Raw genomic sequence first — 15,396 nt, forward strand, 5'->3', positions numbered from 1 at the left:
TGCCAAATGCGAAAAAGCGCTGCTATAGGCGCGCCTCTGCCCGAGGATATCGGGCTGTTCCCTGGTAGCTCAGTGGTAGAGCAGTTGACTGTTAATCAATTGGTCGGGGGTTCGAATCCCTCCCGGGGAGCCATTTATGCCTGTTACGGCAATGAATAATATATATGTTATTCGATATCCGTTGGCGCACACCCAATTTCGATGCACTTTAGGCCAAGCCATTTAAACTGGTATGTTGAACGCTACATTTTCATCGGTTAGGGTTTGAGCATGACATACACATTATGGGGCTCAGCCCATTCTCTCTATACGGGCAAGGCGCGATCCTATCTCATCAAAAAGGGCCTGCCTTTTCGCGAGCGCTATCCGTCCGATCCAGAGTTTGCCAGCAGGATACTGCCTGCGGTCGGTCATTTTGTTGTACCCGTGCTCGAAACGGACAATGGCGAGATTATCCAGGACAGTGGCGATATTATAGACTTTCTGGAGCAGCGCCATGCTGAGCCACCGCTCGAGCCCCAATCGTCCGTGCAACAGTGGGTGTCGTTGATTTTTGATGCGTTTGGTTCGGAATATCTGCTGCCGCTGGCGATGCACTATCGCTGGTCCTACCGCGATGAGCAGGAAACATTTTTGCGTGCAGAATTCGGGCGCGCAATGGTCGCGGGGGTTGATCGCTCCGCACGGCGCGAATCTGCAGCACGGACGATGGAATTTTTTGCCGGCTTCTTACCCAATCTTGGTGTCTTTCCAGAAGTCATCGCTGCAATGGAAGATTCCTATCTGGCGCTAATCGACGCGCTGGATAACCATTTTCAGCATCATCCCTATTTGCTGGGCGGCAGGCCCTGCCGCGGCGACTTTGGCATGATGGCGCCGTTGTTTGCGCATCTCGGCCGCGATCCTGTTCCAGCCATGCTGATGAAGACAAAGGCACCCAACCTGTTCCGCTGGACGGAACGGATGAACGCTGTACCCATCAGCGACGGGGAATATCCCGGCTATGGTGAGGACTACTGCGGTCAGGACACCGTTCCCGAAACCCTCATTGCTGTGCTCAAAATTGTCTTTGCTGACTGGACACCCGGATTGAAAGCCGATGCCGACTGCTTCAATGCATGGGCGGCGCACAAGAAAGCTGGCGATGTGGTCTCGCGATCGGGAGAGCCGCAAATTCATCCAAATGTCGGGAAAGTGGAATATCCGTGGCGCGGCGTGACGATGAAGCGGGGCAGCGCGCCACATATGCTCTGGATGTTTGCCAGAGCACAAGACCTGGCGGCGGGCAGCGCAGGCGAAGCAGGCGAAAGACTGAATGCGCTGATTGAACAAGTCGGGGGCCAGGAAGCGATGGAACTCAGTCTTGCGAAGCGGATCATGCGCGATAAAAATATGCTGGTTCTTGCCTGATACTCTTCACGGTTGAAGGCGGGATTGTGCCAAAGCGACCGATAGTATTCTGTAGGTCCGCTCGCTCCTAATGTTACGAAAGCGCCTGCGCCTGCCAAAGCAGCCGTAGTGCGGCGTATCCGACTAATATCGCGGTAAATGTGCGCAGAAGCCGCGGCGACAAATAGCGCATTCCGAATATGCTTCCGATTTGTCCGCCGACCAACACGGCAGCGAGTAACAGACCATATTCCATCGCGGGCGCAGCAAGTGACTGTGCACCTGCCTTTATGACCTGCCCTGCCAGCCCTGCGGCCGAATTGATCAGGATATAGAGCGAAGCAAAGGCGGCGATGCGCCGTGCCTCCGCCCAGCGGATAAGGTGCAATATCGGCGCCATGAATATCCCGCCGCCAATCCCGGACAGACCAGCCAGCAGACCAACGCCGCCAGAAATCGCCAACAGCAATGGCTTGGGCAACACCCGTGCCGACAGCTTTTCAGGCTGAAGCAGCAGGGCAATGGCAGATGCAAGTAATGCCCCGCCCAATATCGTAAGGAAAATCCATTGCTTCAGCGGCACAAGCCCGCCCAGAAACGCGAGAGGCGCGGATACCAGTAACAATGGCATGACCTGTGGCCAAGACACCAACCCAGCGCGTATGAAGCGCATGCTGCCGCCCGTCACCACAATGATGTTGCATAATAACGCGATGACCGGAATTAGCCGATAATCAACGCCCCACAGCGCCAGCAGCGCCGTATAGGTCGAACCCCCGCCAAAGCCGACCGAGGCGTACACAAAAGCGACGAAAGCGAAGAGTCCAGCCAACCAGATCATCCCCGCCCTCCCCGTTCAATGCCTTTAATAAGCGCCGTGACAGTGCTTATACTTTTGCCCGGAACCGCAAGGGCATGGGTCGTTGCGACGCAAGTCCGGGTTGCCCGCAAACGGGTCGTTTGAACCCGATGCGGTCGCTGGGCGTGGGATCGTCGTCGTGACAAACCCAAGTGAACCAGCGTCGATGTCATTGCTGTCATCTTCACCCGTGAACGGGTCGATATGTGTCGTCAAGAAATCCGGCAATTCAGGCAGTTGAGGCGGAACAAGCTCTTCTTCTGCGCGGAAGTCGTTGGTAGCGATTGTCTTGGTTACACCTTCACGAATGGCACCCAACATGCGTTCAAACAGGCCAAACGCTTCCTGCTTATATTCGTTGACGGGATTCTTCTGCGCATAAGCGCGCAAGTAAATAACCTGACGCAGGGCATCCAAAGTCGACAAATGCTCTTTCCAATGATGGTCGAGCGTTTGCAGCAAAATGCTTTTTTCGACCTGACGCCATACGGTTTCGTCAAGATCGGCGCCCTTTGCCTTAAACCTGGCGGTCGCCATGTCGGCAATTCGGGTTTCAATGATTTCGGGCTCAAGGCCGTCTTCCTGCAACCAGCTATCGATGTCCGGAGCAAGCCCCAGAACTTCCGCACATTGCTGCTTCAGTCCATCAACATCCCATTGCTCGGGATAGGTACCTTCTGGACAGTGATCGCCAACCAGATTGTTGACTGTGTCGTTGAGCATATCCTCAATGATATCGTCGACGGCTTCTGCATCCATAATTTCGCTGCGCTGGTCGTAAATAACCTTGCGCTGGTCGTTCATGACGTCGTCATATTCCACCAGCTGCTTACGGATATCGTAGTTCCGCGCTTCGACCTTGCGTTGTGCGGTTTCAATGGCTTTCGACAACCACTTGCCGCCGATGGCCTCGCCGTCTTCCAGGCTGGAATTCATCATGCGCGAGAATAATGTTTCCGAACCAAATATGCGCAGAAGATCATCATCGAGCGAAAGGTAGAAGCGCGAGAGACCGGGGTCACCCTGACGGCCTGAACGGCCACGCAGCTGGTTATCGATACGACGGCTTTCATGCCGCTCGGTCGCGAGAACAAACAGGCCGCCCGCTTCGACAACCTTGGCTTTTTCAGTAGCTATTTCGGCTTTCAATGCTTCAATTGCGGCATCGCGCTCCGGGCCTTCGGGTACTTCACCCAATTCATCTTCCAAACGGAATTCAAAGTTCCCGCCCAGCTGAATATCGGTGCCGCGTCCAGCCATGTTGGTGGCAATGGTTACGCTGCCGAAACGACCGGCTTGCGCCACAATACGCGCTTCGCTTTCGTGGAAACGCGCATTGAGCACGCTGTGCTTCACATTTTCCTTTTCCAGAAACTCGGAAAGCAATTCGGACTTCTCAATGGAAACAGTACCAACCAAAACGGGCTGACCCCGCTCATTTGCTTCGCGAATAGTCTTGGCGATGGCGCCAAATTTGTCCTGCGTATTTTTGTAGAACTGGTCGTCTTCATCAATACGTTGCACGGGCAAGTTGGTGGGGATTTCCACAACATTCAACTTGTAAATTTCGTGGAATTCGCCGGCTTCGGTGGCCGCGGTTCCGGTCATGCCCGACAATTTGGGATACATGCGGAAATAGTTCTGGAAGGTGATCGTTGCGAGCGTCTGGTTCTCTGGTTCGATCTCGACGCCTTCTTTGGCTTCGACCGCCTGATGCAGGCCGTTTGACCAGCGACGTCCGTCCATCATGCGACCTGTGAATTCGTCGATGATGATGACCTTGCCCTCTTTGACAATGTAATCAATGTCGCGCTTGAACATCACATTGGCTTTAAGTGCCTGATCCAGATGGTGCACAACCAAGGTGTTTTCATAGTCATACAGGTTAGTGCCGGTCAGCAACCCGGCACTCTCCAGCAAGCGTTCGGCCTTTTCCGTGCCGTCTTCGGTCAACGTGACGTTGCGGCTCTTTTCGTCTTTTTCATAATCGCCGTCGTCGAGTTGAAGGACAACCGCATGCACCTGCATATATAATTCTGATTTATCATCGGTTGGGCCGGAGATAATCAGCGGTGTCCGCGCTTCATCGACAAGGATCGAGTCCACTTCATCGACAATCGCAAAGTTAAATGGCCGCTGCACCATTTGTGCGCGTTCATATTTCATATTGTCGCGCAGATAGTCGAAACCAAGTTCATTGTTGGTCGCGTAAGTGATGTCGCAGTCATAAGCGGCACGGCGCTCATGCTCGGGAATGTTCGGAACAACCACACCCGTGGTCAGCCCAAGGAAGCCGTAAATCTTGCTCATCCATTCGGCGTCACGGCGCGCAAGATAATCGTTCACGGTTACAACATGCACACCCTTGCCTTCGATCGCGTTCAAATAACACGCCAAAGTCTCGGTCAGTGTCTTGCCTTCACCCGTGCGCATTTCGGCAATTTCGCCACGATGGAGCACGATACCGCCGACCATCTGCACGTCGAAATGGCGCATACCCATGACGCGCTTCGAAGCCTCACGAACCGTCGCAAATGCCTCGGGCAAAATATCATCAAGCGTTTCGCCGGCGGTCAGGCGGTCACGGAAAATCTGGGTCTGCCCCTTCAACCGTTCGTCATCCATGACCGCAATTTCGTCTTCGAGCGCGTTGATCTTGTCGACGATCTTCATGATCGATTTGACGTAACGGTCGTTGGATGACCCAAACAAGGCTTTGGCAATTCCGCCGAGCATAACTAATTCCTTTAAAATCATGTGGGAGACGCGCGCAAAATGGCGCGAAATAGGGTATTAAAAGGCGCACCGCAGCGGGTGCGGAGCCCCTACCCTAAAATAATATCGTGCCGATAAACGGGTGTGTCGGGTGCCAATGCAACGAACGCGATGCTGCCTTCGACTGGCATCAGATGCACGCGCGCAGTCGGCGTCACATGCACCGGCTGCTCAAATGCTTTATCGGCTTCCTGAGCAGAAGCGGCAACGTAAGCCTGAACGGCGGCCGAATCCACTGACATGGACGATGAAGAAACGGGGCGCGCAGCCTCCGCAGCGGAAAAACCGCTCAACATCGCCAGTAAGTAAATCAATATGCGCATATATGGCCCTGTTCGGTGCTGTGGCGGGTATAGTTAGGCATGGCAGCAAAGTCCACACCCAAGGCGCGCGGCCTACTCACTGGCTACGCTGGTCTTCAAGTCTTCATGCTCCAGTGACATCCGGAACTTGATGCGTTTGGCCTGTGGCTTGCCGTCACTATCCAGAAACGGAGCGACATCACGGGTTCCACTAACAGTGCAAGCGAATGAAACCGGCGGAGGCGGCGCAGGTTTTTCGGCGTTTGTTTCGACCACAATTGATGCTAGCGCCAACACCGAATAGAAAAGCATGTCTTTGTTCTCCCTGATCTGTCGGGGGTTTAGCAAAAGGTCTCTTAAGTGTTAGTAAAATCACCGCTCGCAAAACCATTTCCCATCATGCCCGAAATCGCGGGTGCAACGCCCCGTGTGGCGCGTGCTGGGTATAAGGATTGGGGTCGCTGCGACTTAAGCTATATCGCGCTGGACGAAGGTACAACGGTCGCTGGCGTCACCACACAAAATATATGCTGCTCTGCCGAGGTCGACCTTTGCCGCGCGAATTTGGCGCATGGCCGCGCGCGCGCTTTGGTGGTGAATGCCGGGAACAGCAATGCCTTTACCGGACAGCGCGGGAAGGACGCAGTAGACGCAATTACCGCGCAAGTTGCAGGCCATCTGAACTGCGATGCTTCGGAAATTTTCGTTTCGTCCACGGGTGTTATTGGCGTTCCCCTGCCCATCGATAAAGCGCAGTCTGGATTGCGCGCTGTTTTTGATGCGGCACCGTGCAGTTGGGAAGATGTGACGCACACGATCGGCACCACCGACACCTTTGCGAAAGGCGCGACCGCAAGCGCCATGGTCGATGGCCGCAAAGTGCAGCTCGTGGGCATCATCAAGGGTTCAGGCATGATCGCGCCCGACATGGCAACTATGCTTGGCTATATTTTCACCGACGCCGCTGTCGACGCCGCTTTTTTGCAGCAGATGTTATCCGCTTCCAACAAAACCAGTTTCAGCTGTATCACCGTCGATAGCGACACATCGACCAGCGATACTGTGTTGGCATTTGCGACGGGGAAAGCAGGCAATACGCCACTTACGTCATATGACGATGCGGGCGCGGACGCGTTTGCTGCGGCGCTGAATGACATCTGCCGTCAACTGGCGCATCTGGTTGTCCGCGATGGCGAAGGCGCGCAGAAGTTTATCGAAATCAATGTGTCCGGCGCTGCGAATGATGACAGCGCGCGGCGGATAGGCTTAGCCATTGCCAACTCGCCCTTGGTAAAAACCGCGATTGCGGGTGAAGATGCCAATTGGGGCCGCGTTGTCATGGCGGTTGGCAAGGCGGGAGAGCCTGCAAACCGCGACAGCCTATCGATCAGTTTCGGAGCGACGCAAGTTGCGCGCAATGGCCTAGCGGTCGCCGGATATGACGAAGCGCCGGTGGCGCAACATCTTAAGCAAAATGAAATTCAAATCGGCGTTGATCTTGGTATCGGGGCCGGGCGTGCAACGGTCTGGACCTGCGACCTAACCCACGGCTACATCAGCATCAACGCCGATTATCGCAGTTAAAGCGCAGCTTCCAACCAGCTTTTCAGCTGAGCCTTTGGCGCAGCGCCGACTTTCGTGTCCGCAATTTCGCCGCCTTTGAACAAGATCATCGTCGGGATGCCGCGCACGCCATATTTTGCTGGCGTATCGGGGTGATCGTCAATGTTCAGCTTCACGATCTCGACCTGACCAGCGAGCTCTTCGCTGATTTCTTCAAGGCTTGGGCCAATCATTTTGCATGGACCACACCATTCGGCCCAAAAATCGACCAATACGGGTTTGCCCGATGCCAGTACTTCTGATGCGAAATCATTATCGCCTACGGATTTGGTAGCCATGTTTGTCTCCTTTGTTGCACCCCATGTATGCCCACCGCCAAATGCTGACAAGCGCCAAGGCAGATAGTTTTTGTTCTGCCGTCAAGAGGCAGGATAATAAGGTGCCAATATCTCGTCCGAAAGCGTGATAAACCGGGCTGCGTGCGTAAACAGCAAAGCAACCTCAATCTTGCAATCGGGGAAAATCGTCCGCAGCGCCGCGTGATAATGTGCCATTTGGCGCAAATGCGGAACCGGGACGCTATGTGCATCGCCGGGGACGCTTCGACCCGTTTTAAAATCGACAGCGCGCACCAATCCGGGTTCGACGAGCAGCCGGTCGATGCGGCCATTGATAACGGTTTCGCCCACAACAGCCACAAGCGGAACCTCAGCGCGCGCAAGTGGACCGAATAACGCCGCACAGACCGGATCGCCGACAACCGCGTTCACTTCGGCCAACAATTGGGCCGGATCGATATCATCGTTTCGTGCCTGAACTGCCAGCCATTGCTCCGCAGTTTTGAGCGACTCGCTATCCGTGATGCGTTCAAACAAAGCGTGGATCAGCTTCCCGCGGTTGGCGGCTTTGCGCATCGCTGCGTTTGCAGGGGCATCGCCATAATCGTCATCGTCAAGCCGCGATGGCACCAAAGGACGCGGTGGGCGCTGCTCAATAGGCGCAGGGGCGAATAGCCATTCGGGGCTGGCTGGCCGAGCTACCGTCGGCGATTGCTTTTTCGCAGAAGTTACCGGCGCCACCATCGACGCGCCTTCCGCGCCCACATGACGCATCACCCTGCCCCAGCGCATGTCGTCTTCCCAAATGCAACCGAGCGCCGTCATGCCTTTTTCAATCGCGGCGCACCAGCTTTCGGCAGGTGCCTCGCCCTTGCGGCTAATGCCCAACGACCCCGCCATAATCAGCCGCTCTTCCGCGCGCGTGATGGCCACATATAACAACCGCTTATGCTCCTGCAGTTCGCGGGTTTTCTGCATCTCGACAATGTCTTGCAAACGGCCTGACTGCTCACTTTTGCGAATGGGCAGCAACGGCGTGCGTTGCCCCTCGTCCATCAACAGCTCAACCGACTGATCGGGCTTTTTTGTGGGATCAGACGTGATGTCCGCCAAAATGACCACGGGTGCTTGCAAGCCCTTGGCACCATGGACGGTCATGACGCGGACTTCCTTGGTGCTGTTGTCGCTTTCGCGTTTGATTTCAATTTCGCCGCGGTCGAACCACGCCATGAACTTTTGCAGGCCACCGCGATGCTGTTGTTCGAACTGAAGTGCTGAGTTCAACATTTCTTCGATTGGCACCAAAACCTCGCGTCCCAATCGGGCAGTAAATTTGCGCCGCGCGCCAATGGGTCCGGACAAAATCTGTTCGAGGAAGTGATATACGGTTGTGAAATCAGCCGCAGCCAGCATATCGCGCAACGGCGCAAGATCATCCGCAAGTTCGGGTTTCCCGCGGATATGCTGCCACAGGCTGCCCTCGCGATCGCCGACATAGCCATGAGCAAGCAACTGTTCCTGCGTCCACCCGATGATGGGCGAGACCAGCAAGCATGCAAGGCTCAGGTCGTCATTTGGCTGAAGCACAAATTTGATTGCTGCCAGCAGGTCTTGCACCACCAACGGCTGCAACAGCTTCAGCCTGTCGATGCCCGCAACCGCAACGTTGCGTTCGTGCAATTGCGCGACCAATAGCGACGCCATGTCACCGCGGCTGCGCAGCAGGAACATGATGTCGCCCGGCTCCAAATGACGCCCCTGGCTTTCCAACCAAGGTTTCTCGTCGATGAGCGCCTTCGCATGATCGGCCAATCGTTCGGCCAGTGCGCGCTTTTCGTCGCTGAACCAGTCTTCTTCCTCATCCGACGCATCGCTGTCGCCCGCTGCGTTCGGCTTTGCGGATATGGGCTGCAAAAGCTCGACCATGCCGATGTCCGGTTTTTCGCTGTAATGCGGGTCAATGATATCGGTGATACCAAAATCGGCAGAACCAGACTCGTCGATCACCGCGTTTACAAAATCGAGTATCGGCGCGGTCGAACGGAAACTGCGCGATAAGGTGAGCCGTTTCAACTCGCTTCCGGCGGCATCAATGCGTTCGGCAAAATAGCGTCCCGCTTCGTCATAACGTTCAGGTGCAGTCCCCTGAAAGCCGTATATCGCTTGTTTGAAATCGCCGACGGAAAACAGCGTGCGGGTCTTTTCGGGGTTGGCACCCATACCGCTGTAAAAATCGTCGCTCAGCGCGCTGATGATATCCCATTGCGCTTTGTTGGTATCCTGCGCCTCATCCACCAAGATATGGTCTATCTGCTTGTCGAGCTTAAACCGGACCCATTGCGCCATTTGGCCATGCTGCAAAAGTTCGGCGGTGCGCCGGATCATATCGTCAAAATCAACCGCGCCGATGGCATGTTTGGCGCGGCTATATTGCGCGGCAAATTCCTTGCCGATGCACAATGCCCGCGCCAGCCTGTCGGCATATTGCGCACGTGTCACTTCGCCCAATAGTTGGTTCGTCCAGTTGAACATTTCGAGCGCGTGTTCGGCATAGACCTCCGTTGTCGGTGTATGTCCGCTCGTCGAAATCTGGGGATCACCCTTGGCCGTTGACCAACAGCGATGCAGATCGAGCAAGAGCGCCGCGCGTTCGGTCGGTGTTCGCGATAGCCAATCCTGAAGGACTGCCGCACGTTTGCCGCCGCGGCTATCTGCCTTGTTCTTGCCCCACAAAAGGTTGGCATCAATGACCGCCTGCAATGTCGCGCGTGGAATGCGCGCATCGGCAAAGGCATCTTCCAGCATATCCTCAACAGGACCATCGAAATGAACGCCTGCCAGTCGCCGTGCCCAGACCACCGCGCCGGCATCATTGGGGATCATGGTCATGACATCCGGCGATGCCGCCGCCCTGTGCAGGAATCGCAGCGCAGCGTCCTCACCCATATTCAGGGAAAGTTCCTGCAGGTCCGCGACCATTTTCGTGTCGCCGCGCGCTTCGGCTTCAAGCACCAGGTTGACCAATGCCTCGCGCAACAATTCTTGCTGCTCGCGTCCTTCAATCGGTTTGAATCCCGGAACCAATCCGGCTTCTTCGGGGAAGCTGCCAAGCAACGACTGACAGAAGCTATGGATGGTCAATATCTGTAAGCCACCACCCGGCGCGTCCAACACCTTTGCAAAAAGCTGGCGTGCGCGTTTTCGGGCATCTGGTCCCGCGTTCGCGCCAATGGCTTCAAGGTCGTGAAACAACGCCCCATCTTCGCGTTGCACCCAAGACGCCAAAAGCTCATTAATCCGGTCCGCCATTTCGGACGCGCCAGCCTTCGTAAAGGTGATGCACAATAGATTTTCAGGTTCGACGTCGCTTTCCAACAGCAACCGGATCACACGCGCCGTTAAAACCTGCGTTTTGCCGGTTCCTGCAGAGGCACTCAGCCAGATGTTATCACCGGGGATGACGGCGCTGCGCTGCGCCGGGATGAGTGGTTTCAGCGTCGGGGATTTAGAGGTCATGCCTGTTCCTCCGAAATCGACTGCCGACCATTCCATTCCTGCAACCGCATCAATTGGTCATAGTCACCATAATGCGCAAATTCAGGATGCAGCTTTGCGGTGAAGGGCGCATCGCCCAAAATCCATTGCGCGATAGCCTCTTCTGCTTGCGCGACGGCAAAGGCCACAAACTCCGTGCTTGCAGGCTTGTTATCGCTCGGCCGCGTGCTCGTCGGGACTGCGATGTAACCAAAGCCTTTGTCCTTGTTTTTCGCTAGGCTCCAATATTCAAACTTGGTCGCCAGGCCCGCCACACCTTTGATCGCCATCTGCTCGGCCATATAGCCGATGAGGCCAAGCTGGAGGGCAAAGCCTGCATTCACTTGCTTGGTCGATGGCGGCATGCCCGTCTTGTAATCAACGATCACCAGACTGCCGTCCGCAAGCCTGTCGATCCGGTCGACGCGGCCGTTCACGGTTATGCCCATGATGTCGACCTTGCCGGGTTGTTCGGCCACTGCGACAACGCGGCCATGGTCATGCATCTGCCTTTTGGTTTCTTCGGCCACCCAGCGCAGGCCGGCGGCAATGCGTGGTTGCCACAATGCACGTAACAACGGATCCGTTGCCTCTTGTGCCAGCAAGTCGTCCACACGCTGCACGAGCTTATCGACGGCACAATTGTCTTGTTTGAACCACTGCTCCAACAGGTCATGCACCAACGATCCGCGCCAAGCAAAGCTCGGTTCGGCATCGACCTTTTCGAGCACACGCAGGCCGAGAATGCGTTTTGCGTAAAATGAATAAGGGTCAGACTTCAGTTGGTCAAAATCCGTAACAGACAGACTAACCAATCGCTGCTGCGCCGAGGGACGTGGCAATGGGCGGCTTTCAAAGGGCACCTTATGGGCGGGTTCATCCAGCTGCGCTGCCAGCGCAAGAGACTGTTGGTCCCGTTCCATCTTGTCCGCCGTAAGCGCCTTTATCCGCAGCAGAAAGCGTGAGGCAACCGTTGGCCCGCCACGGTCACGCCGCGCACGCGTCAACAGCACTTCGCGACCACCCAATGCGGTCGCAAGATCATGCGCCGACAATCCGATATTCCGGTCCAAGGTTGGCAGTTTCAAATGCCGCCGGATGGCGGGTGCGAGCCAAGGGTCCGGCTGCGCTATTTGCGGCCATGTGCCCTCATTCAACCCTGAACAGATGATGAGGTCCGCCTGCTGCAATCGTGCTTCCAACAGGCCGTAAATGGCCACACGCGGATGTCCGCCATATGGGGGTCGCACCACCGCGCAGGAGAAGATTTCGTTAAACGTCGCCGCCAACCCCGTGGCATCGATACGTCCAAGCGTCGACAGGTCGCCGCCGCTGACTTCTTCCCACATCCGCCCAAGTTCACGACCACTTGCCCCGCGCCACACAGCGCCGTCGGTCAAGTTCGTCGCAACGTCGCGCAGTGCATCAATGATACAGCTGAACGGTTGCCCATCGACATTTTCGAGCGGCGCAAGGATTTGAAAAAAGCCCTGCCACCATTCAAGCAGCTCTGGCTTTGCTTTGCGGGCATTTTCCAACCGCCGCGTAATGGCACTCAGCCCAACACCGTTGGCGGTTCCCCGTAATTCGAGATCTAATAGCCGCACCTTATCGAGCCAATCGAGCCTGTCGGGCCCTGCAAACACCAAAGGGTGCTTGGCAATCGCCAATAGCGACGTGCCGGAAAACCGCCCCGAAATCGCGTCAACCAACGCGAGCGCCAGTGAGCCATTTGCTGTTTGCAAAAGCGGTATACCCGCGCTGTCGTCGACATATATGTCCCAACGACGCAGTTGCGCCGCAACACGGACCGCCAGCTCACGGTCAGGCGTTATCAGCGCGATCCGCTTTTCGGCCTGTTCCAACTCGCCGCGAATGCGCACCGCAATGGCCTTTGCTTCCAGCGCGCTGTCATCAGCCTCAAACCATTGCGTATGTGATAGCGCCTTGCGCGACGGTGCCAGTTCTTGCCAACCCACGCTATGTTCAGGAAGGCAGAAAATTTCCGAAATGGTATCGGCCACGCGTTCGACGCGTGCCGTTGGCAACAAATCGATTTCGCTTCGGTCTATCCCCATTAGGTCGAGCAAATGTTTCAGGTGGAATTGGGGATGCACCTCAAAACTCCGGCGGCGCGTTGGCAAATTATCGGGTTCAACTGCCGCAGAAAGACTGTCCCAACGATCCGTAGCCAAGTCGAGGTCGACGCCGGGCAAAATGACATGCCCATTTGGAATGAGGGCAACACGGCGCAGCAATTTTGCGACGGCTTTGGCTGATGTAGTTATGCCAACCGCAATGATCGGCATGTCAAAACTGCTTTCAGCCAGACGGCGTTCCAACCCGGCCAGAAGCTTGTTTCGGCGTTCGGCAGGCCCCATCAATTTTCGCGCAGCAAGTTCGGCGCGATAGGCGGGCAAGATCGTCAAAAGCTGACCATAAGCACGTTGCCAATGCCCGGCGAGGTCAGCCTCGATTGCAATGTCGGACAACGCATCGAAGTCGACCAAATCGACCTCAAGCTCATCAATGAGCTCGGCCAGCTTGCGCGCCAAACGCAGCGCTTCAGCAGACGACAAAAACGTACCTTGCGGCCGATGTTCCTGCGCCAACCGCGCCAACAGCATCAGCCGGTCAAACGATCCAATGACGGGCCAGATAATGTCTTCCGACGCAATGGGATCGAGCAATGGCCCCAATGCCTCGTCAAGTTGCATATCGCCAACCGCGACCATGCGGGGCAACAGCAAACCCGGTGCGGCTTGCCGGACGAACGCCTCTGTCATGGCCTTGATGGCGCGGTTATTGGGTAGCAGCAATATTGTGCTGCTAACCGTGAGCGGGTCCTGCCCCGATGTCTGCAATATCCATTGCGCAGTTACGTCGCATAAATCGTTCCCAAGCGGGACGTTAAAAACGCGCACGCGCTGCGCCGTGGCGTTAACAGGCGCCATGCAGGCCCAAACGTTCTTCGGTGGCGGCAATTGCCGCGGGATAGCCGACATCAAACCACATTCCTTCGTGCACCAACCCCATGCACCGTCCCTCTGCAATGGCACGATCCCAAAAGACGTTGGTCGAAAAAACATCCGACGGTGGGTCAATAATCAGCTTTTTGGAAAGCAGCTGAATACCTGTCCAGACGTAAGGCGCAGTCGCGTCACCCACGCGACGCGACAGCCGGCCATCTGCGTCCATGTTAAAGTCACCAATGCCCTGGCTATTGTATGCCGTCGCCAAAGGCACCAGCAGCATCAGCACATCCATGCGTGCAGCATCCCAATGCGCCATCAGGCGCGAGATCGCATTCTCCCCGTCGTTGGTCCACCAATTGTCGGCATTCACGCAGATGAAAGGATCGTCCGAAATCATCGGCAATGCCTGAACCAGCCCGCCGCCTGTATCGCGCAGCAAATCGCGTTCATCGGATATCAACACGTCAAAATCCGTCGCATGGGCGGCAAGATGCGCTTCAATCTGGTCGGCGCGATAATGTGCGTTAACGACAATCTTGCCAACGCCGGCATCACGCAAATGATCCAGAACATGGTCGAGCAAAGCAACGCCGCCGACCTCAACCAATGGCTTTGGGCGGTCAGCGGTGAGCGGCATCATCCGCGTCCCCTTGCCCGCCGCCATGATCATTGCAGTGTTCACATGCTTAACCATGCGTAATGTCTAATGGGCTAAGGCTGCGGACTTCGGGAGGTATGTGGGCATCGAACCATTGCTTGACGTTCGCCAGCGCCGGGTGCGCTAAATCGCGTTCCAGCAAGCCCCACATGCGTGGCAAGAAGGACAAATATTTCTCCTTACCATCGCGCTTCCACAGCCGCGTAAATATGCCGATAATCTTGGTATTCCGCTGCGCACCCAGCAACGCATAGTTCGCGTCAAAGTCAGGCCCCGGATTGGCCGCCGTCAGATAATAAGCCAGCATGTCTGCCTCAAGCTCTGGGCGGACATCGCGCCGCGCGTCTTGCAGCAACGATACCAAATCATATGCAGGATGCCCCACCAGCGCATCTTGAAAATCAATGATGCCTTGTTCCCCATCATCAAGCAGCATGATGTTTTCAGCATGATAATCCCGCAAAACTGTCACATCCTGACAAGATGCCAATGGAGCCAGCGCATCAACCCACATCTGGTCAAATGTGTTCGCGTCAAAGGGGAGCCTCATCGCCGGCATATACCATTGGGTGAGCAGCTGCACTTCGCGCAGATAGGTCGCCATGTCATAAGGTTGCGCATCCGCTGCAGGAGTGCTTGCCAATCGCACAATCGTATCAATAGCGGCGCGGTATATCTTGGCCTCATCCTCTGGATGATCATCGAGATGTTCGCGCATCCTGCGGTCGCCAAAATCTTCAAGCAATACCAGTCCACGGGTCAGGTCCGTGCCGTAAATCTGTGGCGCCCGAAATTGATGCCCCGTCAAATATTGGGCAATATCGAGGAAGGGTTGCGGATCTTCATGCGGCGGCGGTGAATCCATCAATATAGCCTTGCCGCGCGCATCGGAATTGACGCGGAAATAGCGCCGGAAAGACGCATCGCCCGCCACCGGAGATATCTGCGCATCAGTCCAGCCGTGGCGCGTCAAAAATTCGTCCAGTCCAGCGGGCGGTACCAT

The 15,396-nt window shown here is 55.9% G+C and carries 10 protein-coding genes and 1 tRNA gene; 3 read left to right on the plus strand and 8 right to left on the minus strand.

The genetic code is table 11. The features are described 5' to 3' along the window. Positions 1-58: 58 nt before the first annotated feature. Both GGR91_RS05765 and GGR91_RS05770 read left to right on the plus strand, forming a co-directional pair. Positions 59-133, plus strand: a tRNA-Asn gene (locus tag GGR91_RS05765). Positions 134-270: 137 nt separating this feature from the next. Then, entirely contained in the window at positions 271-1,410 is a 1,140-nt protein-coding gene (locus GGR91_RS05770) for a glutathione S-transferase family protein (protein WP_183940917.1), read from the plus strand. Between the two features lie 73 nt (positions 1,411-1,483). Here GGR91_RS05770 and GGR91_RS05775 read toward each other — a convergent pair whose 3' ends face one another. From GGR91_RS05775 to GGR91_RS05785, 3 genes are all read right to left on the minus strand, one after another. Continuing rightward, positions 1,484-2,230 (minus strand): sulfite exporter TauE/SafE family protein, encoded by a 747-nt coding sequence (locus tag GGR91_RS05775; RefSeq protein WP_183940919.1) that lies wholly within the window; start codon positions 2,228-2,230, stop codon positions 1,484-1,486. Between the two features lie 24 nt (positions 2,231-2,254). Further along, positions 2,255-4,984 carry a preprotein translocase subunit SecA gene (secA, locus tag GGR91_RS05780; RefSeq protein WP_183940921.1) on the minus strand — a complete coding sequence of 910 codons (2,730 nt, stop codon included), beginning with the start codon at positions 4,982-4,984 and terminating at the stop codon, positions 2,255-2,257. 89 nt (positions 4,985-5,073) lie between these two features. After that, on the minus strand, positions 5,074-5,346 hold the full coding sequence (locus tag GGR91_RS05785; RefSeq protein WP_183940923.1) for a hypothetical protein: 273 nt from the start codon (positions 5,344-5,346) through the stop codon (positions 5,074-5,076). A gap of 339 nt (positions 5,347-5,685) precedes the next feature. On the opposite strand from GGR91_RS05785, the gene argJ reads away from it, so the two are divergent. Next, complete coding sequence (gene argJ / locus GGR91_RS05790) at positions 5,686-6,909, plus strand: bifunctional glutamate N-acetyltransferase/amino-acid acetyltransferase ArgJ (RefSeq protein ID WP_322788774.1); 1,224 nt, start codon at positions 5,686-5,688, stop codon at positions 6,907-6,909. Here argJ and trxA read toward each other — a convergent pair. The 5 genes from trxA to GGR91_RS05815 all read right to left on the minus strand — a co-directional run bounded on the left by trxA (position 6,906) and on the right by GGR91_RS05815 (position 15,396). Continuing rightward, positions 6,906-7,226 carry a thioredoxin gene (gene trxA / locus GGR91_RS05795; protein ID WP_183940926.1) on the minus strand — a complete coding sequence of 107 codons (321 nt, stop codon included), beginning with the start codon at positions 7,224-7,226 and terminating at the stop codon, positions 6,906-6,908. The genes argJ and trxA overlap by 4 nt on opposite strands. An 81-nt stretch (positions 7,227-7,307) precedes the next feature. Further along, positions 7,308-10,742 carry a double-strand break repair helicase AddA gene (addA, locus tag GGR91_RS05800; protein WP_183940928.1) on the minus strand — a complete coding sequence of 1,145 codons (3,435 nt, stop codon included), beginning with the start codon at positions 10,740-10,742 and terminating at the stop codon, positions 7,308-7,310. Further along, the gene (addB, locus tag GGR91_RS05805; protein WP_183940930.1) at positions 10,739-13,714 is read right to left on the minus strand and encodes a double-strand break repair protein AddB; all 2,976 of its coding nucleotides are present in this window, start codon (positions 13,712-13,714) and stop codon (positions 10,739-10,741) included. Before addB ends, addA begins: the two co-directional genes overlap by 4 nt. Then, positions 13,701-14,429, minus strand: a complete 729-nt coding sequence (locus GGR91_RS05810) for a nucleotidyltransferase family protein (RefSeq protein WP_183940932.1) — start codon at positions 14,427-14,429, stop codon at positions 13,701-13,703. The genes addB and GGR91_RS05810 overlap by 14 nt, the downstream gene beginning before the upstream one ends. After that, entirely contained in the window at positions 14,422-15,396 is a 975-nt protein-coding gene (locus GGR91_RS05815) for an aminoglycoside phosphotransferase family protein (protein ID WP_183941576.1), read from the minus strand. The genes GGR91_RS05810 and GGR91_RS05815 overlap by 8 nt, the downstream gene beginning before the upstream one ends.

This window comes from Sphingorhabdus rigui (assembly GCF_014196595.1).
Taxonomy (GTDB): domain Bacteria; phylum Pseudomonadota; class Alphaproteobacteria; order Sphingomonadales; family Sphingomonadaceae; genus Sphingorhabdus_B; species Sphingorhabdus_B rigui.

What these genes read in the sequence shown, in the direction of transcription:
- GGR91_RS05770 (WP_183940917.1), top strand. Translation starts at nt 271, where the DNA reads ATGACATACACATTATGGGGCTCAGCCCATTCTCTCTATACGGGCAAG.
- GGR91_RS05775 (WP_183940919.1), bottom strand. Translation starts at nt 2,230, where the DNA reads ATGATCTGGTTGGCTGGACTCTTCGCTTTCGTCGCTTTTGTGTACGCC.
- secA (WP_183940921.1), bottom strand. Translation starts at nt 4,984, where the DNA reads ATGCTCGGCGGAATTGCCAAAGCCTTGTTTGGGTCATCCAACGACCGT.
- GGR91_RS05785 (WP_183940923.1), bottom strand. Translation starts at nt 5,346, where the DNA reads ATGCGCATATTGATTTACTTACTGGCGATGTTGAGCGGTTTTTCCGCT.
- trxA (WP_183940926.1), bottom strand. Translation starts at nt 7,226, where the DNA reads ATGGCTACCAAATCCGTAGGCGATAATGATTTCGCATCAGAAGTACTG.
- addA (WP_183940928.1), bottom strand. Translation starts at nt 10,742, where the DNA reads ATGACCTCTAAATCCCCGACGCTGAAACCACTCATCCCGGCGCAGCGC.
- addB (WP_183940930.1), bottom strand. Translation starts at nt 13,714, where the DNA reads ATGGCGCCTGTTAACGCCACGGCGCAGCGCGTGCGCGTTTTTAACGTC.
- GGR91_RS05810 (WP_183940932.1), bottom strand. Translation starts at nt 14,429, where the DNA reads ATGGTTAAGCATGTGAACACTGCAATGATCATGGCGGCGGGCAAGGGG.
- GGR91_RS05815 (WP_183941576.1), bottom strand. Translation starts at nt 15,396, where the DNA reads ATGGTACCGCCCGCTGGACTGGACGAATTTTTGACGCGCCACGGCTGG.